The 23,251-nt window shown below is 48.9% G+C and carries 20 protein-coding genes; 12 read left to right on the top strand and 8 right to left on the bottom strand.

Going from position 1 to position 23,251, the window contains the following annotated elements:
- Positions 1–406: 406 nt before the first annotated feature.
- From ACYVFD_RS35225 to ACYVFD_RS35210, 4 genes are all read right to left on the bottom strand, one after another.
- Positions 407–1,486, bottom strand: a complete 1,080-nt coding sequence (locus tag ACYVFD_RS35225; protein WP_461095317.1) for a sensor histidine kinase — start codon at positions 1,484–1,486, stop codon at positions 407–409.
- A 409-nt stretch (positions 1,487–1,895) separates the two neighbouring features.
- The gene (locus tag ACYVFD_RS35220; RefSeq protein ID WP_461095316.1) at positions 1,896–2,336 is read right to left on the bottom strand and encodes a hypothetical protein; all 441 of its coding nucleotides are present in this window, start codon (positions 2,334–2,336) and stop codon (positions 1,896–1,898) included.
- A 240-nt stretch (positions 2,337–2,576) separates the two neighbouring features.
- The gene (gene pth / locus ACYVFD_RS35215) at positions 2,577–3,137 is read right to left on the bottom strand and encodes an aminoacyl-tRNA hydrolase (RefSeq protein WP_461095315.1); all 561 of its coding nucleotides are present in this window, start codon (positions 3,135–3,137) and stop codon (positions 2,577–2,579) included.
- 63 nt (positions 3,138–3,200) lie between these two features.
- Positions 3,201–5,057 carry a T9SS type B sorting domain-containing protein gene (locus tag ACYVFD_RS35210; RefSeq protein ID WP_461095314.1) on the bottom strand — a complete coding sequence of 619 codons (1,857 nt, stop codon included), beginning with the start codon at positions 5,055–5,057 and terminating at the stop codon, positions 3,201–3,203.
- Positions 5,058–5,185: 128 nt separating this feature from the next.
- On the opposite strand from ACYVFD_RS35210, the gene pyrR reads away from it, so the two are divergent.
- The gene (gene pyrR / locus ACYVFD_RS35205; RefSeq protein WP_461095313.1) at positions 5,186–5,725 is read left to right on the top strand and encodes a bifunctional pyr operon transcriptional regulator/uracil phosphoribosyltransferase PyrR; all 540 of its coding nucleotides are present in this window, start codon (positions 5,186–5,188) and stop codon (positions 5,723–5,725) included.
- A gap of 120 nt (positions 5,726–5,845) precedes the next feature.
- A complete protein-coding gene (locus ACYVFD_RS35200; RefSeq protein ID WP_461095312.1) occupies positions 5,846–8,419 on the top strand; it encodes a DUF5686 and carboxypeptidase-like regulatory domain-containing protein in 2,574 nt (857 codons plus the stop codon).
- Between the two features lie 68 nt (positions 8,420–8,487).
- On the opposite strand, the gene ACYVFD_RS35195 is transcribed toward ACYVFD_RS35200, so the two are convergent.
- Both ACYVFD_RS35195 and ACYVFD_RS35190 read right to left on the bottom strand, forming a co-directional pair.
- Positions 8,488–9,522, bottom strand: coding sequence for a sensor histidine kinase (locus ACYVFD_RS35195; RefSeq protein ID WP_461095311.1), 1,035 nt, complete (start codon positions 9,520–9,522; stop codon positions 8,488–8,490).
- Positions 9,523–9,527: 5 nt separating this feature from the next.
- The gene (locus ACYVFD_RS35190; protein ID WP_461095310.1) at positions 9,528–10,613 is read right to left on the bottom strand and encodes a sensor histidine kinase; all 1,086 of its coding nucleotides are present in this window, start codon (positions 10,611–10,613) and stop codon (positions 9,528–9,530) included.
- A 261-nt stretch (positions 10,614–10,874) separates the two neighbouring features.
- On the opposite strand from ACYVFD_RS35190, the gene fdhD reads away from it, so the two are divergent.
- Complete coding sequence (gene fdhD / locus ACYVFD_RS35185; RefSeq protein ID WP_461095309.1) at positions 10,875–11,720, top strand: formate dehydrogenase accessory sulfurtransferase FdhD; 846 nt, start codon at positions 10,875–10,877, stop codon at positions 11,718–11,720.
- Positions 11,721–11,804: 84 nt separating this feature from the next.
- On the top strand, positions 11,805–12,236 hold the full coding sequence (locus ACYVFD_RS35180) for a DUF1801 domain-containing protein (protein WP_461095308.1): 432 nt from the start codon (positions 11,805–11,807) through the stop codon (positions 12,234–12,236).
- Between the two features lie 33 nt (positions 12,237–12,269).
- On the opposite strand, the gene ACYVFD_RS35175 is transcribed toward ACYVFD_RS35180, so the two are convergent.
- Positions 12,270–13,157, bottom strand: a complete 888-nt coding sequence (locus tag ACYVFD_RS35175; RefSeq protein WP_461095307.1) for a diacylglycerol/lipid kinase family protein — start codon at positions 13,155–13,157, stop codon at positions 12,270–12,272.
- A 49-nt stretch (positions 13,158–13,206) separates the two neighbouring features.
- On the opposite strand from ACYVFD_RS35175, the gene ACYVFD_RS35170 reads away from it, so the two are divergent.
- From ACYVFD_RS35170 to ACYVFD_RS35155, 4 genes are all read left to right on the top strand, one after another.
- Positions 13,207–14,265, top strand: a complete 1,059-nt coding sequence (locus ACYVFD_RS35170) for an App1 family protein (protein WP_461095306.1) — start codon at positions 13,207–13,209, stop codon at positions 14,263–14,265.
- Positions 14,266–14,313: 48 nt separating this feature from the next.
- Positions 14,314–16,653 carry an FdhF/YdeP family oxidoreductase gene (locus tag ACYVFD_RS35165; protein ID WP_461095305.1) on the top strand — a complete coding sequence of 780 codons (2,340 nt, stop codon included), beginning with the start codon at positions 14,314–14,316 and terminating at the stop codon, positions 16,651–16,653.
- A 436-nt stretch (positions 16,654–17,089) separates the two neighbouring features.
- The gene (locus ACYVFD_RS35160; protein ID WP_461095304.1) at positions 17,090–19,570 is read left to right on the top strand and encodes a DUF11 domain-containing protein; all 2,481 of its coding nucleotides are present in this window, start codon (positions 17,090–17,092) and stop codon (positions 19,568–19,570) included.
- 47 nt (positions 19,571–19,617) lie between these two features.
- On the top strand, positions 19,618–20,073 hold the full coding sequence (locus tag ACYVFD_RS35155; RefSeq protein WP_461095303.1) for a RidA family protein: 456 nt from the start codon (positions 19,618–19,620) through the stop codon (positions 20,071–20,073).
- Positions 20,074–20,149: 76 nt separating this feature from the next.
- Here the strand turns inward: ACYVFD_RS35155 and ACYVFD_RS35150 are convergent, their stop codons facing one another.
- The gene (locus ACYVFD_RS35150) at positions 20,150–20,764 is read right to left on the bottom strand and encodes a 2,3-bisphosphoglycerate-dependent phosphoglycerate mutase (protein WP_461095302.1); all 615 of its coding nucleotides are present in this window, start codon (positions 20,762–20,764) and stop codon (positions 20,150–20,152) included.
- A gap of 122 nt (positions 20,765–20,886) precedes the next feature.
- Here ACYVFD_RS35150 and ACYVFD_RS35145 point away from each other — a divergent pair, with 122 nt between their 5' ends.
- The 4 genes from ACYVFD_RS35145 (at position 20,887) to ACYVFD_RS35130 (ending at position 23,169) form a co-directional block, all read left to right on the top strand.
- On the top strand, positions 20,887–21,648 hold the full coding sequence (locus ACYVFD_RS35145) for an SDR family NAD(P)-dependent oxidoreductase (protein ID WP_461095301.1): 762 nt from the start codon (positions 20,887–20,889) through the stop codon (positions 21,646–21,648).
- Positions 21,649–21,721: 73 nt separating this feature from the next.
- Positions 21,722–22,771 carry an Atu2307/SP_0267 family LLM class monooxygenase gene (locus tag ACYVFD_RS35140; RefSeq protein WP_461095300.1) on the top strand — a complete coding sequence of 350 codons (1,050 nt, stop codon included), beginning with the start codon at positions 21,722–21,724 and terminating at the stop codon, positions 22,769–22,771.
- On the top strand, positions 22,772–22,903 hold the full coding sequence (locus ACYVFD_RS35135) for a hypothetical protein (protein ID WP_461095299.1): 132 nt from the start codon (positions 22,772–22,774) through the stop codon (positions 22,901–22,903).
- 125 nt (positions 22,904–23,028) lie between these two features.
- Complete coding sequence (locus tag ACYVFD_RS35130) at positions 23,029–23,169, top strand: hypothetical protein (protein WP_461095298.1); 141 nt, start codon at positions 23,029–23,031, stop codon at positions 23,167–23,169.
- The last annotated feature ends 82 nt before the right edge of the window (positions 23,170–23,251 follow it).

Raw genomic sequence — 23,251 nt, 5'->3', positions numbered from 1 at the left:
GCCGTAGCCCGTTTGAAGGTTTTAGCGAACAGAGTACCTTTGCTCAGGAGTTGACGCAGGTGATTCTGATGTTCATCGCTCAGCATTACGTGTTGCTTTTTCATACTCCTAAAATACTATAATACTTTTATTACAGTGTATTAACTACACCGTAATAAAAGTTTTATAGTATTTTTCTGTCATTCCGACGAAGGAGGAATCTTCGGGTAAGGGAGAAACGACTGTACTGATCCGAAGATTCATCCTTCGTCGGAATGACAGAAAACTTAAATTACAGCGTATTCAGATCGAAAAGACATGAAAACGCTCATTTTAGCCTATCTACAAAAGCTTAAACACTCTTACTGAAAACACAGAAACCCCGGTATTCGCGAGGTGACGTAACTGTATGGCTACTGTGGCAAAATCAGGTCGTTTTAGCCGGGCTGAGTAAGGGTAGCCGCACCATAAAGTAATGATCATCGTCCGAAACGACGGGAGACGTATGCGTAAGGAGCTGGTATTTGGTGGTGATGTTCGACAGCCCAACCTGATTGGATAGTACACGGCCGGTTTTCCGCTGGAGGTTGTTCACAACTAATAGCTGGCCATCGTCGGTGGTTTTAATATCGATCGAAAGGGGTTTACTGGCCAGAATGACGTTGTGCTTGACGGCATTTTCAACCAGCATCTGTAGGGTGAGCGGAGGGAGCAAAAAGTTGGTGTACTGCGGGGCCACATCAATCGATAGATGAATACCGGCTCCGTAGCGGGTTTTGAGCAGATGGAAGTAGGATTGGATAAACGATAACTCTGTTTGCAGGGTTGTTAACAAACCCGCATTGGTTTGCAGCAGATACCGATAGACATTTGCCATCTCATCCACAAATTCTTCGGCTTTTTCGGGGTCGTCGTCGATCAGCGACGATAGGGTATTGAGACTATTAAACAGGAAATGCGGGTTTACCTGGCTTTTCAGGCTTTCCAGTTGGCTTTGAATGTTGATCTTCTTTAGCTGTTCTTTTTCGAAGGTATTCTCCCGCCACTTCTTCAGCGAATACGTACTCTCGTCAATACTAACCGATAATATATTAGCCAGGGCATTAATCAGGGCGATACGACTAACTGGTAAGGCGGTTGCATCATAGGTGTAGCCGAACAGGTGAAAGCTGCCATATAAGGTGATCGTTCCGAAAACAAAACAGGGAGTTACCAGCATAAATACGGCCAATAACCGCCAGACTCGATGCCAGGTTTGGTCAAGGTCGGGGTAGCGACGAATCACCAGTTGGGTAAGCTGATCGAGCGTTATCAGGCAGGTGCCTGCAATAGTCAGATTGAGCGTTGTCGCCGTGATAAACGTCCAGGGGTCAGACCAGTAACGTTCGCCAATAACCCAATAGGTCAGTAACGGGATAAACCAGGGAAACAGCAGCAGAAAATGCCACTGGGTCTGGGGGCGAACAGGCGGTAGGCGTCGGTATAAAGCCGCAACGGACTCAATCATAATGGACTAAACGTAAGTAAGATCGTTAGGGCTGCAAATAGAGGCTATTTTATGAAAACTGCATTTGCTTTACTTATGAAGTGTCGTTTCTGTGGGCTGTCCTGTCGAAAAAAGAGAAAGAATTGTCAGGCACTCAGTTTGGGTGATAAGCTGTGCTGACTCTTAAAGCATATTCAAGCAAACTGGCTGGGTAGACAAATGGTGTCGCGAGGTATGGAGTAAACGTTTTCGGATTGGCTAAATGCAAAGAATTTTCAGGAGGAAGGGCCTGTAAAAAAGATAAGGTTCCCTGATCATTGCAGAGAACCTTATACTGACTATTCCTAAACCCTTAACCTTTTCTACATGAAAAACTAACTTTTACTCTTTTCTGTTCCAAATCCCGTTTGAAAACCGGATTTAATTCAAATTATTGAATGTCAGCGGCTTGGCTCAAGGTTTGATTCGCATCCCAAAGGAAATTGATCATCTTGGCCGTGTGACCGGCTTGATTCATCCAATGACTGGCGACCGCATCGTTACGTTTGGCCAGTTTATTTTTCAATTGAGCAACTGCTTCGTTGAATTTAACCTGATCGTTGGCGCTGAGGTTCAGCACGGCGGCCGGGTTTTGATTGTACAACGAGACTACGCTCATAAAGTTTTGCCAGTTGGTAGTATTTGTGTACTTGGCAATGTTTTGTTCTACATAAGAAGTAAAATTCTTTTGCGAACCATTGACAAGCATTGTACTTGCCGGCTTGTTGGCGGCCGGGCTATCATCAGTATTGGTGGTGGTAGCCGCGTCTGCCTGAGATGTCGCTAATCCTAATCCAAGAATCAGTGATGCAAAGATAACACGCGATTTCATTGTTTTGTTCTATTTGGTTTCAGTTATTGAACGCACAAATATCCGTAGAAATTCCTGAATCGCAAGTGGCCTATATAGCCCGTTTTAGAATTATATTCCGAATTTAATCTTGATTGTACCGTGTTTTTTTGAAAATTTGGCTATTTTTAAACTTAAAACCAAATATAATTTTAACTAGTATGAGGTTGATGTCTATAAAATATGCCTTGGTAAAATTATAAAATTCTTTAAAAAGTTATATCATTGGTTGTAATTGTTCATGGTCGTCTGTATGCCCAAAGTACAAAAAGAGAGAACCGCATCGCCCGCACGGTCTAAATAGTCAGGTAATTGGATCAATTCATCCTCCGGAAACTGACCTAACACAAAGTCAATCTGTCGGCCTTTCGAAAAATTATTGCCGATGCCAACCCTCAGTCGGGCGTATTCCTGTGTGGCCAGAACCTCATCAATATTGCGCAACCCATTATGCCCACCTGCTGAGCCTTTAGGTTTCAGGCGTAGCTTGCCAAACGGTAAATCTTTATCGTCGGTAATAACCAGCAGATTTTCAACGGGTATCTTCTCCTGCTTCAGGTAATAGTTAACCGCTTTGCCGCTCAGGTTCATATACGTGGTTGGCTTCACAAAAAATAATTGCTTGCCTTTATGCTGCCATTGTGCCGTATAGGCCAGGCGAGTCATCGAAAAGGAGAAACCATGTTGAGCAGCTAGCCGGTCGAGAACCATAAAACCGGCATTGTGGCGGGTTAGCGCATATTCGGGGCCAATATTGCCCAAACCAACAAGTAGAAATTTCATAAAAATAACGAAACGGCTCCGTTCGTATGGGAGCCCATAGAGCTTACAAGAGCTAATTGTGGATTAATTCAGTAAAGATACCGACTCACGGTAAGTGGTTTGAGTACCATCGGGAAACAGGCAGTCCAGTCGATAGGTGTACATTCCAACGGGTATTGGCTGGCCGTTCTGTTGGCCGTCCCAGATTGAGTCACCACTTGCCAGCACAAAATTAGCACGATTATAGATTACCGTTCCCCATCGGTCATAAACTGTGAAGCGGGCAATGGTAAGCGATGGAAACGCGAAATACACTTTCAACTCGTCGTTGTAAGTATCTCTGTTTGGCGAAAAGGCTGTTGGCAGATGGATCAGATTAACGCAATCGAGCCGAATGTCGACCGTTCGGGTGGCGATACAGTTCGTGGCATCTTTGGCCGAAAGTGTATAAGCACCAGCTTTTAGGCCCGAATACGAGGTGGCTGGTTTATAGGGACTGCCGTTGAGTGAATAAAATAACGAAGGGCCATTGTTTTCTTTTATCAGCAACGTTGCATTGGCCTGTCCACAGTTTTCCGGAGTCGTTTCTACATCAGAAATGGAAGGGCCTGTACTGGCAGCTATACTCACCGACTGACTGGCTGTACAGCCTTCGCTATCCTTCGCCAGAAGTGTGTACGTGCCTGCCTGAAGACCCGTGAAAATGATGTTAGTCTGAAACGTTTGATTGTCAATGCTATACTGGACGGGCGATTTTCCGCCCGATGTACTCAAACTTACCTGCCCATTGGCCTGACCGCAGGAGGTAGGCGAAACTGCGGTACTCTGAATGACGATTGGATTGGCATTGGGCAGATTGACCGCACTATTCGTTTCGCAGCCATTGGCATCGCGTACCCGCAGGGTATAAGCTCCACCAGCTAGTTTGGTAAATGTGGGGCTGGATTGATAGGTAATCCCATAATCGATGGAGTAGGTGAGGGGCGTTTTTCCGCCCGATGCTACAACATTCACTTCGCCATTGGCTGTTTCGCAATGGGGTGGAGTACTTTTTACACTAGTGATGGACGGACCCGCATCGGTGGTAATGGTAACAGTCTGCGCTGCCTGACAACCAGCGGTATCTTTAGCTACAATCTTGTAAGAGCCCGGACGAAGACCTGCAAACAGAGGTGTGTCCTGAAAAGGGCCGTCGTTTATATTGTATTGCCAGCCAGTGGAGCCCGAAGCGGTTACTGAGATGGAGCCGTTCGCTTTATCGCAGCCTGAGTTAGTAGATACCGCTTTAATCGTTGGATCAACCACTTCGACCGTAATCGGAACGGGCGGACTTTCGTTTTGATACAGCGTTTGGGTTATGTAAAAGGTAGTTGTTCGGGTAATGTTGGGACTGAATCGATTGCCGGTAGCGAGTAGGGTTGTTTTAGCCGCTGACGAATACCAGCGGATGTTCTGACCCGTGACCAGTAAGTTAACGGGCTTTCCTTTGCAATACTTGGTTCCAGATTTTAAGACGATTCGGAACAGATCCATCTTTCCTCCACCGGCTTTGGTGCAGGTAGTGCCGTTGACAATGTGTTCGTAGGTGCCCAGCATGCTTTCTTCGACAGGACTGTAAGTCAATTTCACCCGCCAGAAACAAACATCCTTGACATCGATACTACCATTTTTATCCGATTCTGAAAATGAAAATATGGGGTTGGCCAGCGTGCCGGTTACGTAAACAATTCCGCTGAAAGGTACATTTGGATCAGATGTTTGTGCCGTGCCGCTAATGGCGAAATTCGTCTGCGTAAGCATCATGGCATAATTATAGATTTCCTGACTAGGAACGCTTGGTGTAGTTACACCCAGCCAATACCCCGCAATATTCTGTGCATGAACAGAATTAAAGGCAGTTTTTAGGAGCAGGAAGAAGGTTAGGAGTATCCTTCGTTTCATAGCCGTCGCGTAGTTTCAAACGAAGTGCAATTCTAAGGAGCATCTAATATAGCGACAATACTGCATTTGTAGGATTTTAGGGTTCGCCCGCGACTTTTGACTACCATCTAAACGACTATCTTTACCCCATGAACCAACAACGCCTGATTTTGTCCAGTCCGCTGCTCGAAATTGTGATTAGTCGACTGGCGCAGCAATTAATTGAAACCTACCAGGATTTTGCTGATACCGTGATTCTGGGAATGCAGCCCCGGGGTATTTATTTTGCCGAACGGGTAGCTCGTGAGTTAACAAATACGCTGGGATACGCTGTACCACTTGGTTATCTGGATGCCACCTTTTACCGGGACGATTTCCGTCGGCGCGATACGCCCCTTCGCCCCAACACAACACATGTGCCGTTTATTATTGAAAATAAGCGAGTCATTCTGGTCGATGATGTTTTGGCAACCGGGCGTATGGTTCGGGCGGCCCTGGATGCGATGACCGCTTTTGGCCGACCCCGGAAAGTGGAGCTACTGGTCTTGATCGACCGGCGATACAACCGCGATTTACCTATTAAACCTGATTATACAGGCAAGCGGGTGAATACGTTAGAATCGCAACGGGTGCTGGTCGAATGGACCGAACAGGGGGCCGATGCCGACCGGATATGGCTGGTTGGTTAATAATATGTGACACTATCCTATAATGTATTGACAGTTAGGAATTTAATTGTAGTATTGGCTAGTACTTTTTACTTAAGTATTAACATGTTTTTTGTAACTTAGCAGACCGTAATTTAATCTATGAAACGTCTGCAACGTCTATTCTTTTTCTTTTCCTGCCTTCTCCTTGCCAATACCTTCAGCGTGGTAAAAGCGCAGACTAATTTTACTGTTACAGGTCTGGTTACAGATTCGCATACGGGCGAGCCGATTCCCTTTGCGAGTGTCTCACTGGTAGGGCGACGGGTAGGTACGCTGACAGACGAAAAAGGCCGTTACACATTAGTTGCTAAAATCTTAACGGACTCCATGGCTGTGAGCTCGATGGGGTATAAAATCCTGCGGCTGGCCATTAACCCTGAGCGTACATCACAGGCCGTTGATTTCAAGCTGCAATCGGCCGGAACGGCCTTGCAGGAGGTAACTGTTAAAGCGGGCGAAAACCCTGCCTGGCGTGTGCTTCGTCAGGTACGTAAAAATCGGAACATCAACGATCGAAAACGCCTAGCCGCTTATGAATACGATAGCTACGTAAAAACCGAAATTGCGCTGAGTCATGTTTCGGATCGGATGCGCCGGAATCCGCTCATCAAACGAATCAATCAGGCTATGAGCCAGCAGGATTCAATTGTGGACGATGAAGGACATCGATTACTACCGCTCCTGGCGTCGGAATCCGTATCACGGTATTATTATCGAACCGGCCCCGAACGCAAACGGGAAGACATTCGGAAAACCCGGATCAAAGGCGTAGCCGTTGATGATGCGGGGCTAAGTTCGCAGTTGCTGGGTGGTACAAACCTGGTCAGTCAAAATTTCTACGACAATTACATCCCGATTCTGGGTAAAGATTTTGCGTCGCCTATTGGCGATAACTGGAAAAACTGGTACGAGTTCTTTCTGGCCGATACCACTCAGATTGGCGATCATATCTGCTACGAAATTCAGTTTGACCCCAAACGACCCGAAGACCTGGTCTTTACCGGCAAAGCCTGGATCGATACCACCACCTTTGCTCTTTGCCAGATTGAGACCAAAATTGGCAACGCGGCCAACCTGAACTATGTGCGTTCATTGACGATTGAACAGGAACTGGAGTCGACAACCGATTCAACCGCAGGGGCTACGGGGACGGCTGGCTGGTTGCCTGTGAGCATTCGTCTATCGGCTAATCTGACCGGGGTTGGTAAGCAATCGCTTGGGTTGCGGGCGCAGGTGACTCTCCGTAATAACAATATTGTGGTGAACCGACCTCATCAACCCTCCTTTTATGAGCAGGCCATTGAGCCGAGCGATACGGTAGCTACGCAGAATGACGCCTTCTGGAATTCGGTTCAGAAAAACCTGGCCGGGGCCGATTCGCTGAATACCGAAGACCGAAAAACCCGTGAAGTGATTGATAAGCTCCGTGCGGTTCCGGCGGTTAAGAAAGCTGAAGCCGTTGGGCAAATTCTGGTTACGGGCTTTTATAAATTGGGTGGTTTCGATCTGGGGCCTTATCCATACCTGTTTGCCATCAACAGCGTGGAAGGCTTACGAACGCGGATCGGCTTCCGGACCAATGAGCAATTTAGCCGAAACTGGATATTACGGGGCTATCTGGCCTACGGAACGCTCGACAACCAATTTAAGTACGGAGCCGAAATAGATTACCTGTTTTCGCGGCAGCACTGGACTATTGCGGGCGTTCGGATATCCTACGATCTGGAACGGCTTGGGCTAACGCCAGAGTTGATTGGCGGCAATCGGATGTTTTATGCGTTAAGCCGGTTTGGTCGGTACCGGGGTGGTTACCAGAGTTACCAGAAAGAAATCTTTTTCAAGACAGAACCGGTCAAGGGCGTGCTGTTGACCGCCATGCTGGGTACACGTACATTCGACCCGCTCTTTCCGTTCCATTACCGACTCGAACCCGAATTGGGCGATCAGTCGCCGTTACGGTCCGATATTGACGATGCCTTCTGGTCGATAGAAGCCCGGCTGGCCCGCAAAGAGAAATACATCATGGACGGTAACGAACGCATCACACTGGGTACCAAACGGGCTCCTGTCATTACCATCCGGTATACGCGCGGGCTAAAATCGTTAGGAGGTGAATACAATTATCATCGGGTCACAATGCGGGCGCAACAGTCGTTCCGGCTTGGGCCACTCGGCCGCATGACCTACCTGTTGTCGGCTGGATATACACCCAATGTGATGCCTGCGCCAATGCTATTCCCGCATATTGGCAACCCTACGCCTTTGCTAACAGTCAATACGTTCAACCGTATGCAGTTCTACGAGTTCGTCAGCGATCGGTTTGTAGCCATGCATATACAGCATCGATTTGAGGGATTACTATTCAATCGTCTGCCGGGTATTCGGAAGTTCAACTGGCGCTTAATTGCCAATGTAGATGCACTCTGGGGAAGTTTGTCGAAGGAGAATCAACAGGTAGCTACTGGTAAGCCACTGCCCGGTGGAGTGCGGCCTATTTATTTTGGAGCGCTCGACAAAGCGATTCCCTATATGGAATTGGGCTATGGTATCGATAATATTTTCAAACTGATTCGGATACAAGCCATTCACCGGCTCAACTACCTTGACGACGGCCCGAACGGCATCCCACTAAATTCCTTCGCCCTGAAAGCCTCAGCAACCATTAGTTTTTAATAATGGATAATGAATAATGAACAATGAATACAGTTACCAGACATTCATTATTCATTATTCATTATCCATTATCCCTTTATCAGCGGAATCGTCACTGTAAAATACGGTTCTTCGTCTTCGACGGCTACATCGCCTTCACCCAGCAGTTTGTATTTGGTGACGATATTGGCCAGACCAACCCGGTTCGACAAAACACGGCTTTTCTTGCGCTGTAAATTATTCTGAACAATAAGTTTGCCATCCTCGCGGGTTTCGATGCGAATGAATAAGGGTTGATCGGGCAGAATGATATTGTGTTTTACGGCATTTTCGAGCAGCAACTGTAAGGTAAGTGGTGGAATCAGGTAGTTGTAAAATTGCCCGCTGATGGCTTCTTCCAGACGCAGATGATCACCATGCCGGGTTCGAAGCAGATGGAAATACGAACGGGTAAAGGCCAGTTCCTGATCGAGGGTCGCTAGTTCGGTTTCGTTGGCCCGAAGCATATACCGGTAGACGCTGCTCATTTCATCGATAAACTGCTGGGCCTGCTCAGGATCTTCTTCAATCAGCGACGAGAGCGAATTAAGGGCATTGAACAAAAAATGCGGATTGATCTGCCCTTTCAGGCCATCGAGCTGACTCCGTAGATTGGCCTGCTGTAGCTGATCGGCTTCGCGCAAGGCTGCATCCCATTGTTCGAAGGTATAGATACTCTCATGCACCACATTGACGATGAGATTGATGATGGCGGTTAGCAGGATTGTTAGCTGCAAACGGTCGGGATTGAATACGAAACCCGGAAAGTGGAGCCACTTGTAGCCATAAAAGCACGCCAGTATCACCGTCGACGACATCAATACATGAATGCCCCAGGCCAGACACAACCGCATGGCTGTTTGGCGAACAAGCGGAAATCGCTGACGTAGCCACAATGCCGGAACCGCATGAAGAAAGTAAGCGGGTGTCCAGATAAAGATGATGGCTACCGTCGCCAGCAAAAAGATGTCCCAACGCTCGAAGTAAGCTGAACCAAACAGCGCAAAGTTGTTAAATCCGTAAATGCCTGGCAAAATGAACAAGGCAATGCGCGTATCCTGTCGGGTAAAAATATTCAGATTCACGGGCGTCAGATCGCTATAGGATTGGTTTCGTTCTGGTTTTGCGAGGTCATTTGCAGACTTACCCGAAATGTCTTTCCATTATCGGAAACCTGAACAGGAGGAAGGCCAAGGGCGCCATACTGAGCAATGAGCTGGCTCAGTCCACCCGGTTGCGTTTTTACCTGAATGCCTTTTTGCTGAACCGTATTCAAAACCTCCAGCCGATTATCATCCAAATACTGAATGGTAATCGTCAGCGGTTCATCGGGTAGTAGTCGATTGTATTTGATGGCGTTGTCGACCAATATTTGTAGTGTGAGCGGAGGCAGCATCCATTCATTGGAGACATCATTCAGTCTCAGTTGCCAGCGTAGAGCAGACCCATAGCGTTCGTTCAGCAAATACCGATAAGCCTCCAGAAAGGCCAATTCTTCACGCAAAGGTACCAGCGATCGCTGACTGGCCTGGAGCATATACCGGTATACGCTCGACAGTTCGTCCAGAAAGGCCCCGGCACGTTGACGATCTTCATTGATCAGTGCCGACAACGAGTTCAGACTATTAAACAGAAAATGCGGGTTTACCCGACTCTTCAACCGGGCTAATTCATTCTCTAGTCGCTTTTTCTTCACGGCCTCCGTTCGTTCAACCGCCTTGCGATACTGGCTCAGGTTATACGAGCCTTCATAATAGCTCCCGACGACAACAACGAAAAACAACGCCATCGCTATCGGCACCAAATAATCGACTGGAAAGGCAGGTTCGGGTAGCAAGCCAGTCGGATCGAGTTGATATAGTACGCGGGTTTCAAAACACTGATCGAGAATGGTGAAGAGCGAATAGCCACCAAACGTTTTGACAATTCGCTTGCGGGTGTTTTCGCGACCGGGGTATTCCATACGTACGCGGATGACCCACCAAAGCAGCAAATGCCAGAGTACAGACGTTGAAATCAGCCCCCAGACACTCATCAACAGAACCAGTTGGGTATTATACCCATAGGCAGCAATCGTCAGCGCCACAAACGGCACCACCGCCAGTGGAATACCAATCAGGCGGAGCCAGCGATCGTGCAGGGCGTCGAACGAAAGAGCTGATAAGGGAACTTTCATGGATGAAAATTACGATATTTTGCCGGAAAAGTTTATTGTTCTAGGTTTAGGGAATAAGCTTATAATGGGGGCATTTTGTCATGCTGACGAAGGAAGCATCTTAAGATTCCCTGATTTAGTCGTAAGGATACTTGTAAGATGCCGCTTCGGCGGTCCGATTCCTTCGTCAGCATGACAAAAATGGCGACTAGGTAAAAGCTTAAACAAGTCAACCATAACTTTTATCCTTGCCATTACGTTGTTTCCAAAACCCGTATCCGCATGTCGCTTGTCGCTCCCATAACCATTCAGAAAGTGTCTGGCGAAACACTTATTGAAAAGCCCGATCTACTCGCTGTTGAAGAGCCACTGGAGATACGGCTGGGTTTCGGCCCGGTCGAGGACCGTCAGCAGCGTTCGGTGGCGGTAACCATGCGGACGCCCGGTCATGATGCCGAACTGGCTATGGGATTTCTGTTTACAGAGGGCATTATTCAGTCTCCAGCCGATATTGTCTCGTGCCGGCATTGCGTAAACGATGCCGACAAGGAGGGTAACGTGATTCGGGTTGAACTTCAGCCAGAGGTCATAGTCGACTGGTCGCGACTGGAGCGTAGTACCTTTGCCTCAGCCAGTTGTGGCTTGTGTGGCAAAACCACCATCGACGCCATAAAAGCTCGTACACCCGGACCTATATTGGCTGATTTTTCGCTGGAGCCATCCGTGCTACATGCCCTGCCCAACCGCGTTCGGGATACGCAGCGAGCCTATGCCTATACGGGAGGTATTCACGCGGCTGGCTTGTTTGATACGCAGGGCAATTTGCTGCTGGTTCGTGAGGACATCGGTCGGCACAATGCACTGGACAAACTCATAGGCGCTGCTTTCTGGCAAGGATGGCTACCCCTGAGTCAGTATGGCATTTTTCTGAGTGGCCGGGTTGGCGTTGAACTGGTGCAGAAAAGCTGGATGGCGGGAGTTCCGTTGCTGGCGTCTGTAGGGGCTCCGTCGAGTCTGGCCGTACAAATGGCGCAGGAAGCAGCCATCACGGTAGCAGGTTTCGTCCGCGACGAGCGTTTTAACCTCTACAGCCATCCCAACCGGATTCAGATTCGCCAATTGGCCTAACTAATTGAGTGATTGAGTGAATTAGTGATTGGGCGAAACAATATCTTTAATGGCGAATTTGTAACCAGCAATGAACGATCGTATATGCGCATAGAAGAACAAATCGAAACGTATATTTCTAGCCAGCCTGAACCAAAACGAAGCGACATGAAGGCGTTGCACAACATTATTCTGCAGGAAATGCCAGCCTGTAAGCTCTGGTTTCTGGATGGGAAAAATGCTGATAATAAGGTTGTTAGTAATCCAAATATAGGTTATGGATTGTATACCATACACTATGCTGATGGAAAAACCCGAGCGTTCTATCAGATTGGTCTCAGTGCGAATACAACAGGGATCTCAGTCTATATCCTTGGCATTGATGATAAAAAATACTTGGCCCAGACCTATGGAGAAACACTTGGCAAGGCCAGTATAAGCGGCTATTGCATTAAGTTCAAACGGTTAGAGGCTATAAACATTGACGTACTTATAGCAGCCATACGATATGGAGTTGAGGTGACAAGTGCCTATTAAATGTTACACTTAACACACTATCCGAAAACCTCACTACCCGCTCGTTGCTTCTTTCGTTCGTTCAGGTAAAATCATGGTTAAGGCAGCGGGTTTAATCTGGGCCGAGAGCTTGGTGATGCGGCCCCGGTATTCGCCATCTACCTGAAAATAAGCGCGTTTGTGGGTCTCGATGGTGACAGACGTGGCCGGGTAAATCTCAATGTGTTTGGGATCGAAAGGCCGGAAACGCCAGAACAGTTTCAGGATCTCACCGAATGATAGTCGCCGAAAAATGACAACTTCAAAGCGTCCGTCAGAGGGGTCGCCATCGGGATTGATAACGGCTCCGGTGCCATACATACGGGCGTTGGCCAGCACTACCATAAAGGCAACCCGCTGCACACACTCGTCGTCGGTCTTGATTTCCAGTCGAAGCAACCGTCGTTTACGCAACACGTTCAGAACGCTTCGCAGGTAGCCCAGTTTGCCACGTAAATTGTTCTGCTCATAATATTTTACGATATGCGCATTCAGCCCAATATCGCTCAGGTGCAGGCAGATGTCGTCGTTTACCGAAATAACGTCGATGGGTTTGGGTTTCCCGTCAATCAGCAACTCCAGACTTTTCTGTAGATCGGTTGGAATTCCCAGCTCCTTAGCCATACCATTGGCCGACCCTCCCGGCAAGATTCCCAGTGGGATAGGGTTATCGAGCAACTGTTCGGCGACGAGTTTGATCGTTCCATCGCCCCCAACAGCCACGACCCGGTCGGGTTTGCCTTGAGCGAGTTGCTTCTGGATGGTTTCGGTATCGGTCTTGCCGTCGAGGTAGCAGCGGTGAACGGTATAGGGCTTATCGGTAAAGAATTCATCGATACGTTTTTCCCAGTCTGATTTGTCGTGCCCGCCCGAAACGGGATTAATTATGAATAAAAAAGTCAACTTCTCCGTGAATTATGAGTTATAGATGGGATGTACTGATTGATGCGCTATGGAAGCCACGCAAGTTCAATTGATACCTAAACAAAATTTAAGCCTGAAGGGTAAGCTGAAGGGTCATATTTTATCGTGGTTGCGTTTAACCGACCAGCCAACCGTAAAGGTTTATCGTAGTTTTGGCAATGCCCAGCAGCTTACCATTCATGGCAGTGCGCTAAAGCGAAGTGCGTTGCCCCGGATTAAGTATCGCAGTAGCCTATGGGTTAATCTGTTTGGCCTGATTCGACTTTTTTTAGTCCAGCCTTACCCCAGGGCGACTGTTCAGGTTGTTGTCGACGGGCAATCGGTTGATACGCAATCCGATACAGATGGCTATTTCCGGGTCGATGTTCCCTTAAGTAAACCACTCGCATCGGGCTGGCATACCATTCGGGTAAAACTACTGACCGACGAGGTATCGGCTGAAGGTGAAGGACAGGTGCTGGTGCCCGATCCGACCCCGTTTGTCTGTATTTCGGATATTGACGATACGTTTCTGGTGTCGCACTCGGCTAATTTGCTGAAACGCCTGAATGTACTGATTACGAAAAATGCCCATACCCGAGCCCCATTCGAAGGGGTTGTAGCGCATTATCAACTTCTCGCTCAGGCCAACAGCGGCCCTAATGCGACCAATGCGTTCTTTTACGTGTCGAGCAGCGAATGGAATCTGTACGACTACATCATCGACTTCTCGAAGAAAAATGGGTTGCCCACTGGCGTGTACCTGCTGAGTCCGCTCAAACGACTGGCCGAAGTCCTGAAAACAGGACAGGGAAAACACATGACGAAATTTATGCGGATTGTGCGCATTCTGGAAATGTATCCGCAGCAGCAATTTGTGCTCCTGGGCGACGATACGCAGGAAGATCCAACTATTTACGCGTCGGTGGCTGAACATTTCCCGACACAGATTCGGTGCGTATATATCCGACAGGTACGGGCAAAAAATAAACTCAAAACCGAAGCCATATTGAAACGAATTGAGGCATTGGGCATTCCTTATTGTTACTTTGCACATAGTGCCGATGCGCAGAAACATTCCATCGATATTGGGTTGGTTGCTTCGTAATCAATTCAGTTGGATTTTAGACCCTTATCATTCATTTCGATCTGATTTATGAATACCAACACGCCCCCCGAAGAACTCACTGGCCAGCTTGAGGTAACAAAGCCATATGATGAAGCCGCTGGGTTACCCGCAGTGATTCAATCGTTTAAGCACGTCTTTGAAGGGGCCGATCTGGCGCGTGGCTGGAAAGCACTCGTCAACATGAATCAGAAAAATGGCTTCGATTGCCCGTCCTGTGCCTGGCCTGACCCCGATGGTCACCGCTCCCGAATTGCTGAATACTGCGAGAGTGGTGCTAAGGCGGTTGCTGAAGAAGTCATGAACAAGCATACGGCCTCGCCCGTGTTGTTTCAGCGCTATACGGTAGCCGAGTTACTGCAAAAAACGGATTTATGGTTAAGTCAGCAGGGGCGTCTGACGCAGCCACTGATTTTACGGCCGGGCGCACAGCATTATGAAGCCATTGCCTGGGATGATGCATTCCGGCTGATTGCCGATCAGCTCAATGCCCTCGATTCGCCCAACGAAGCGGTTTTCTACACGTCGGGTCGGACCAGTAATGAAGCGGCTTTTCTGTATCAGCTTTTTGTGCGGATGTACGGTACCAACAACCTGCCTGATTGTTCCAACATGTGCCATGAGTCGACTGGTGTAGCGTTGACAGAATCGATTGGCTTAGGGAAAGCGTCGGTCAGATACGAAGATTACGAAAAGGCCGACGTGATCATGATTATGGGCCAAAATCCCGGTACAAATGCTCCACGTATGCTAACTCCACTGGAACGAGCCAAGCGTAACGGAGCCAAAATCATTGCCGTCAATCCCTTGCACGAAGCCGGATTGCTGGCATTCCGTGACCCACAAAGTCCACGGGATGTGTTGTTTGGGGGCGAAAAAATGGCGGATTTGTTCCTGCAAGTGCCCATCAACTCCGACATGGCCCTGTTGAAAGCGATGTGTAAGCTTTTGCTGGAAGAAGAGAAAAAAGCCGCAACGGCCGACCGGCCTGGCAACGTGCTGGACCATGCTTTCATCCAGCAATACACCGCCGGTTACGACGATTTTGTGAAAAGTCTGGATCAGTTTGACCTCTCCAATTTAGCGACGCAATGTGGACTGACCATTTCTCAGATTCAGGAAGCTGTCGACCTGTTTAAGCATACCCGCAAGCTGATTATTTGCTGGGCGATGGGACTGACTCAACATCGGAATGCGGTGCCCACAATTAATGAAGTCATTAATCTGCTCCTGCTGAAAGGAAGCATTGGTATTGAAGGGGGAGGGGCCAGCCCGATTCGTGGTCATAGCAACGTACAGGGTGATCGAACGATGGGTATCTGGGAAAAGCCCAAACCCGAGTTTCTGGACGCACTCAAAAAGACGTTCGATTTTGAACCGCCCCGCGAGCATGGCTATGATACCGTAAAGGCCGTTCAGGCCATGCATGAAGGGAAAGCAAAAGTATTCTTCGCCCTGGGTGGTAATTTCTCTATGGCCGTATCCGACACGAACTACACCGCCGAAGCCTTAAAAAAATGCAAACTTACCGTACATGTGTCGACCAAACTGAACCGGAGCCATCTGATTCATGGTGAAACCGCGCTGATTCTGCCCTGCCTGGGTCGTACGGATCGGGACATGCAGGCATCTGGTGAGCAATTTGTCAGTTGTGAGAGTACAACCGGCGTAGTGGCCCAGTCGCATGGAGTAGTCGAGCCGGTTGTGTCGACGTTGAAAAGTGAGGTGGCTATTATTGCGGAACTGGCCAAAGCAACCCTGGGAAATAATCCACGGGCATCGGTTGATTCGTTAGGACGTCCCAACATCAATTGGGATGCGCTGGTGGGGAATTATGATCTGATCCGCGACCTGATCGAGAAGGTTGTTCCCGGTTTTGACCAATACAACAAAAAAGTACGTCAGGAGGGAGGCTTTTACATTCCGAACGGCCCGCGTGTCCGAGAATTCAAAACGGCTGATGGGAAAGCGCACTTCACGATCAATACACCCACGCACCACCAACTGCAACCCGGCGAACTGATGCTGATGACCATTCGCAGCCATGATCAGTTCAACACGACCATCTACGGCAACGACGACCGGTACCGGGGTATCCACAACGAACGGCGGGTTGTCTTTATCAATCACGACGATATGGCCAATCTGGGTCTGCACGAAAAACAGGTGGTAGACTTGCATAGTCATTATGACGGCAAAACGCGGACGGCCCATCGATTTGTGCTGGTTTCCTACAATATCCCAAGAGGCTGTGCCGCTGCTTATTTCCCCGAAACGAATGTGCTGGTACCTATCGATTCGACGGCGGAGAAAAGTAATACACCTACTTCCAAATCGATCATCATCACCCTAACGCCAACAACGGCCTAAGCTAGCCAGCAAGGCGATATACCATCGCTATCGGGCTGGCAAATCATCAGGTTTCTCGACTTGAGTATAGGGTTATTATTCGGTTTATTATTGACCCGAAGCACTACTGCATTGCCTGAAAAATAAGGTGCATAGCTATCGAAAAGATGCGTATCAGGTTTTCCTCACAGGGAAAAATGGACATTTAAACGTAGTTAACTAATAGTATACAAAATAATATACTAATTAACTAATCATTGATTAAGCGGTTGTGTTTTAGTAATCTACTTGATAGATATAATATGCAGTGTAAAAGTTTCATAATGAGCAGATTATGATTAAACGGTAAACTTTTATCACTAAATACCTTTTTTGTTTAAAATATTACTATAATTTTTGCACTGAACTAATATAACGGGAAATATAGAGTTGATAAAATTCTATATGTGTTTACATTATGGATGTGCGGGCGATTGTGGCGGTGTATGTAACACTCGTGTCCTTATTTTTTGGCGCATTTCAAGCAAATGCACAGGTCAAAATTACTTTCCCGGTTAGTCGACTGGTAGTACAGCGTAACAATGCCAATCAGGCCGCCGTACAGATAGCCGGTAGCTACGCACAACCGCTGGATGCCATCGAGGCAAGGGCCGTTGCTCGTGTGGCAGGGCAGGGAACAACAACTCCCTGGACAACCATCCAGACCAATCCAACCAATGGGCAATTCAATGGGACCCTCACCGTTCGGGGAGGGTGGTACAGTGTGTATGTGCGGGGTTTAAGCGGTGGCGTGGTTGTGGCGACAGACTCCGTAGATCGTTTCGGGGTAGGCGAGGTGTTTGCCATTATGGGCCATTCCAATGCGCAGGGGTCGGGTTGTACGGTAAATGGCGTCAACATGTGCCCGTCGCTTCCGGGAGCTACTGACGACCGGGTGACCGTTGTGCCGGTTGACAATAATGGAACGGTTTATCAGCAGCAGTATCTCAACACCGCCGATACGCGTTACCTGCCGGGTATGGTATTTAGTCAGTTGCAGTCGAACAGTGGCTTTTCGCCCTTTGCCAGTGTTCCGTGGTTTTGGGCACATATGGGCGATGTACTGGTACAGCGGATCAATGTCCCTGTTCTGATGTACAATGCTGGATTTGGTGGCACCAACATGCAGCAAACCTACTGGGCTGCCTACGACATTCCGTTTCAGCATTCGTTTGTTCGCTATGATTTACGCATGCCCTATGCCAATTTTCGGAACCTGATGAACCTGTATGTGCCAAGTACCGGCATACGGGCGTTTCTGATTCAACACGGTGAAAACGACCGGGATAACCCAACTGACTCAACGGCGAAATATTATCAGAAAGTGATCGATAAAATCCGGGGGGAGTTCGGCAAACCGAACCTGGCCTGTATTGTTGCGCTTTCGTCGTTTGTTGGCGCCCGCTTCGATAATGTTCGGTCGGCCCAGTTTCAAATTATTGGTAAACCCGGGAATATGGCCTACCAGGGCCCCGACCTCGATAATGTCAACTCGCTCGATGATCGACCCGATGGCATCCATTTTTCACCATCGGGCCAAACGAAAGTAGGCGATGCCTGGTCTAATGCGATTAGTGATGCGTATCTGGCCAGTATTTCACCGTATCCGGCCGAGACGGAGCCGCTCACGGGCATTTCCTGCGCATCTTCCAATCAGCTTACGTTGACCCAACCCGGTGGCTATCAGTACATCTGGAATACGGGCAATAGTGCCAGTAGCCTGACGGTTGGCGCGGGTACCTATTCGGCCCGGCTGCTCACGGCGCAAAACAAAGTATATTTTCCACCTGCAGTTGTTGTGCCATCAACGGTTCAGCCTGCTGCGCCAACCATCTCATCGAATACCGGAACGCTGTCTATTTGTAACGGTACGGGGTTACGACTTACCTCATCCTATTCCGGGCCAAGTCAGTGGAGTACTGGCGTTACCTCCACGTCAATTACGGTAACTGCCCCCGGTACGTACAGTGTACAGGCTAAAAACCCGGTATACGGTTGTTTGTCGAATCCGTCATCGCAAACGGTTAGCCTGGCTGCCGCAAACCTGCGCCTATCGATGCAAACCTCCCGGCGGGTGGTGGCTGTCAACGATACGGTCAGTTTATGGCTTTCCGTTCAGAACACGGGCGGTTGCGATGTGGGCGCATTTGCCATTCAAAATCGGCTGCCGCCAAATATGAACTTCGTATCGTCGACAGATAATCTGAATGCGGCTAATAATGTCGTAAATGGGTCCGTCGGTGGGCTTCCGTCGGGTGCGTTTATGACCCGGCGATACATAGCCCGACTGACCGCTGAAGGAACCTATGTGGCCGCTGCCGACTTGTCGGCTTCGACCAGTCCGCTGGCCAATGCAACCCCGAATAATGGTACTGGCAATGGCGAATCTGACGAAGCACAGGTCGATTTACGAACAAAAAACGCGTCTTCGGCTGTATATGTGTCGCCCAATCCGAATCAGGGGCCTTTGCCGCCGGTTCAGTCGAACCAACCGGCGCCCAATCCGGCCAAAGCTGATTTGAGCTTGCGTATGCAGTTAAGCAGCCAGGTGATTCGCGTAGGCCAAACGTTCAGCGTGACGCTTACTGTTCAAAATCAGGGTGGATTAGCGGCAACCAATGTCGTGTTGAACAATACATTGCCTGCCGGGTTGCAGTTTGTGAGTTCGGCATCGGGGATGACTGTCAACGGATTGGTGGTCAGTGGAACGATTGCCCAAATTCCCGTTGGGCAATCGGCTAGTGTAACGTTTACGGTTCAGGTAACAACGGCAGGTATGTTTACCAATCGGGCACAGATTCTTACGGCGGATCAATCGGACCCCGACTCTACACCCGGTAATGGGTATACAAACGGCGAAGATGATCAAACCAGCACCTCGCTACGAACGAGTGAGTAAACAGTAAACCTGAAACTTGAACCATTGAACTACTAGATATTACCTCGATGAATTATTTTCGTAATGTGCTCATCTGGCTGGCATTGGCTTCGTGCAGCCAGGCACAGACGCCCGCCCTGCCTAAGGTACCTATGGGTTACCTCTATAAAGTTGAACCGGGTATTCCTGGAAAAATCGTGTATATATGTGGGCAGCGTCCCTTCAACGACGCTGGGGAATTGGTAGGCCCCAGTAACCTGACGGCGCAGACTCGACAGGTGTTTGAAAATATAAAAAAATCGCTGGCAACGGTAGATATGACCCTTAAGGACATCACCCAGATTACGTATTCAGTAAAAGAAGCAACTGGTACTACTCAGGTGAGTTCCGTTAACGCGCAGTCGGTTAAGGCTGTAGAAGCATCCTATTTTGCACAGTCGCCTAAATTGGTTGAGCAAAAAGGTGTTTCACAAACCGTCCGCGAGGATGTGCTGATCGAAATTGAAGTAATCGCTGTGAAATGATGGTTTAAACACAGAGACGCAGAGAACACAGAGTTTTAATTTTTCCCTCCGTGTTCTCTGCGTCTCTGTGTTTAAACTACTTAGGTAGCAACTGAAATTCTCCCGTTTCAACATCGTAATGGTACTGACGTGGGATTCCGGTCGCTAACTCTACTTTCTCGATGTCTTCTGGGCTGATATGCTCCAGCTCCATCAACAAGGCCCGCAGGCTATTCCCATGGGCTACTACCAGAACCGACTGATTGGCCTGAAGATGCGGTAGAATCGTTGACTGGAAATAAGCCACCACCCGAGTCCGGGTTTCCTCCAGTGTTTCACCGTGCGGAGGGCGTTCCGTATAGCTGCGTCGCCAGCAGAATATCTGATCGGCACCAAACCGCTCTTCGGCTTCGGCTTTGTTCATTCCCTGTAAATCGCCGTACATGCGTTCGTTCAGGGCGGCACTTCGTTCGACCGGTAAATCGGCCTGGCCAATTTCATCCAGAATAATAGCCATAGTTTCAACGGCTCGTTGCAGTACGGATGTAAAACCGATACCAAAATCAGGCGGCTGATGGGCTTTAAGAAGTACCCCGGCTTCGCGCGCTTCATGCCGCCCAAGGTCAGTTAGTAGCGTGTCGGTATTACCCGTAAACCGGTTCTCTGCATTCCATTGCGATTGGCCGTGACGGACGATGACGAATAAGGGCATATTTCTTCAGGTTGTTAAACGGTAATCTGTTACAAAAAAACGGTTTTCAAGGGTATTCGGTTGTCCCGAACGACTATTCTTACCTAGTAAGTGTTTCCAAAAGCTTCTCTAGTTAATTCTTCATGCGTGTTTTAGAACAGTTTAATCTGGCCGGTAAAACAGCCTTAGTGACCGGAAGCGATACCGGATTAGGGCAGGCTATGGCCATCGCACTGGCCGAAGCAGGTGCCGATATTATCAGCACGGCCAACACGGGCGACCTGAGCGATACCCAGAAGGCCGTTACAGAGTTGGGTCGTCAGTTCAGCGGGTATAAAGTCGATTTATCGGATCGGGAAGGACTGTATCAATTTATTAATTCAGTAAAAGCGGCTCACTCGGTCGATATTCTGGTTAATAATGCCGGGATGATTCTGCGTAAACCCGTGGCCGAACATCCTGATGACTGGTGGGATAAGGTGATCGCGGTGAACCTGGATGCCCAGTTTATTCTGGCCCGTGAATTTGGGAAAGACATGATTGCCAAAGGAGCCGGTAAGGTCATCTTCACCTGTTCGCTGCTGAGCTTTCAGGGCGGCATTACGGTGCCCGGTTACACGGCCAGTAAAAGTGCCGTAGCGGGTTTGGTAAAAGCGTTTTCCAATGAATGGGCCTCGAAAGGGGTAAACGTCAACGGCATTGCGCCCGGTTACATTGCCACCAACAACACGGCTGCCTTACGGGCCGATCCCGACCGGTCTAAATCTATTCTCGACCGAATTCCGGCGGGTCGCTGGGGCGATCCATCCGATTTTAAAGGGCCGATTGTTTTCCTGGCTTCCGATGCTGGTGCTTATGTCCACGGTACGCTTCTGACCGTCGATGGAGGCTGGATGGGCCGCTAATCCATCGATTTGTTCGGTGTGAGGAACTGTCGGAACGGGTAAGTGATTGTACAGCATATCAGCAACCACAATCATGGAATTAGGCATCAGCAGTTTTGGCGAAATTGTACCGGATGGTGTATCGGGCAGAGCGATCAATGCGCACCAGCGCATGCAGGAAATTCTCGAAGAAATAAAATTGGCTGATGAAGTCGGGCTGGATGTGTTTGCGCTGGGCGAACACCACCGGCCCGACTTCATTATTTCGGCCCCGGAGGTGATTCTGGCGGCTGCAGCTGCCATTACCAAAAACATACGGCTGTCGAGTTCGGTAACCGTACTGAGTTCGGCTGATCCGGTCAGGACGTTTCAGAATTTTGCGTCGCTGGACCTGATCTCCAACGGACGGGCGGAGATCATGGCGGGTCGAGGGTCGTTCATCGAGTCGTTTCCTTTGTTTGGATACGACCTGAAAGACTACGACGATCTGTTCACCGAAAAACTGAACTTACTAGTCAACATCAACGAACAGGAAGTCATCGACTGGACGGGTAAATTCCGGGCGGGTATTCCGCACCGGGGTGTTTATCCGCGACCTTACCAGGAGAAATTGCCCATTTGGCTGGCCGTAGGCGGAACTCCGGCTTCAGCGGCTCGGGCCGGAACGATGAATCTGCCGATGATGCTGGCTATTCTGGGCGGTACACCTGACCGTTTTGTTCCATTTGTGAATCTGTACCGTCAGGCGGCCGAACGGGCTGGGCACGACATGAGCCAGTTGCAGTTAGGAATCAATTCACAGTTTTATGCTGCCGACACTTCGCAGCAGGCGGCCGATGAGTTTTTTCCGCCTTACGAACTGCTGATGAATCGGGTTGGTCGGGAACGGGGCTGGTCGCCCATTACCCGCATGCATTTCGAACAGATGCGGCAACATGGCCCACTTATGGTCGGAAGTCCGCAGCAGATTATCGACAAGATTCTGTATTTCCATGAATTGTTTGGCAACACCCGCTATCTGGCGCAGATGATCAGCGGGCATGGTACACCCCACGCCAAAACGCTCCACGCTATTGAGTTATTCGGAACAAAAGTGGCGCCGGCCGTTCGGAAAGCACTTGAACAGAAAACGACCAACGTGTAAATGCTGAATAAAACCCTTGCCTTTTTCGCGGTTCTATACGGATACGCTCAGGTACTACAGGCGCAGCAACAAACGCCATTGCCTGATCCACTCGTATTGACTAATGGGAGACGGGTTACTTCCGTAAAATAATGGCGAACTCAGCGACGCCCTGAATTACTGGAACTGTTTACCAGCCAGATGTATGGTTATTCGCCAGCGAAACCTGCCCAGATGCGATTTGAGGTTTTCGATACCGATCCGAGGGCGCTAGGCGATTGCCTACTACACAGCGCCCACCTCTAAACCAGGCCGTCCAGGGGCAAATTGGCTACCATATCCGAACTGGAGGACACGATGTAACGGCCTACGATTGGGCGCAGTATCTGGCCTTTATGGATAAGTATGTCAAAAAGTGATCTTGAAGCTGTTTAAACTTTTCAAATTTCATTAAAACCGGGTAGCTTTTTTTGTCATGCTGACCGGGACGCGTAGTCGCAG

It is taken from the genome of Spirosoma gilvum (assembly GCF_054776815.1).
Note: the sequence above shows the minus strand (reverse complement) of the source record. Positions and strands in the feature narration are given on the sequence as shown.

Coding starts and splice junctions, on each gene's coding strand:
- ACYVFD_RS35165 (WP_461095305.1), top strand. CDS start 14,314: ATGAATACCAACACGCCCCCCGAAGAACTCACTGGCCAGCTTGAGGTA.
- ACYVFD_RS35210 (WP_461095314.1), bottom strand. CDS start 5,057: ATGAAACGAAGGATACTCCTAACCTTCTTCCTGCTCCTAAAAACTGCC.
- ACYVFD_RS35170 (WP_461095306.1), top strand. CDS start 13,207: ATGGAAGCCACGCAAGTTCAATTGATACCTAAACAAAATTTAAGCCTG.
- ACYVFD_RS35160 (WP_461095304.1), top strand. CDS start 17,090: ATGGATGTGCGGGCGATTGTGGCGGTGTATGTAACACTCGTGTCCTTA.
- ACYVFD_RS35225 (WP_461095317.1), bottom strand. CDS start 1,486: ATGATTGAGTCCGTTGCGGCTTTATACCGACGCCTACCGCCTGTTCGC.
- ACYVFD_RS35150 (WP_461095302.1), bottom strand. CDS start 20,764: ATGCCCTTATTCGTCATCGTCCGTCACGGCCAATCGCAATGGAATGCA.
- pth (WP_461095315.1), bottom strand. CDS start 3,137: ATGAAATTTCTACTTGTTGGTTTGGGCAATATTGGCCCCGAATATGCG.
- ACYVFD_RS35135 (WP_461095299.1), top strand. CDS start 22,772: ATGCTGAATAAAACCCTTGCCTTTTTCGCGGTTCTATACGGATACGCT.
- ACYVFD_RS35145 (WP_461095301.1), top strand. CDS start 20,887: ATGCGTGTTTTAGAACAGTTTAATCTGGCCGGTAAAACAGCCTTAGTG.
- ACYVFD_RS35180 (WP_461095308.1), top strand. CDS start 11,805: ATGCGCATAGAAGAACAAATCGAAACGTATATTTCTAGCCAGCCTGAA.
- ACYVFD_RS35155 (WP_461095303.1), top strand. CDS start 19,618: ATGAATTATTTTCGTAATGTGCTCATCTGGCTGGCATTGGCTTCGTGC.
- ACYVFD_RS35140 (WP_461095300.1), top strand. CDS start 21,722: ATGGAATTAGGCATCAGCAGTTTTGGCGAAATTGTACCGGATGGTGTA.
- ACYVFD_RS35220 (WP_461095316.1), bottom strand. CDS start 2,336: ATGAAATCGCGTGTTATCTTTGCATCACTGATTCTTGGATTAGGATTA.
- pyrR (WP_461095313.1), top strand. CDS start 5,186: ATGAACCAACAACGCCTGATTTTGTCCAGTCCGCTGCTCGAAATTGTG.
- ACYVFD_RS35200 (WP_461095312.1), top strand. CDS start 5,846: ATGAAACGTCTGCAACGTCTATTCTTTTTCTTTTCCTGCCTTCTCCTT.
- fdhD (WP_461095309.1), top strand. CDS start 10,875: ATGTCGCTTGTCGCTCCCATAACCATTCAGAAAGTGTCTGGCGAAACA.
- ACYVFD_RS35190 (WP_461095310.1), bottom strand. CDS start 10,613: ATGAAAGTTCCCTTATCAGCTCTTTCGTTCGACGCCCTGCACGATCGC.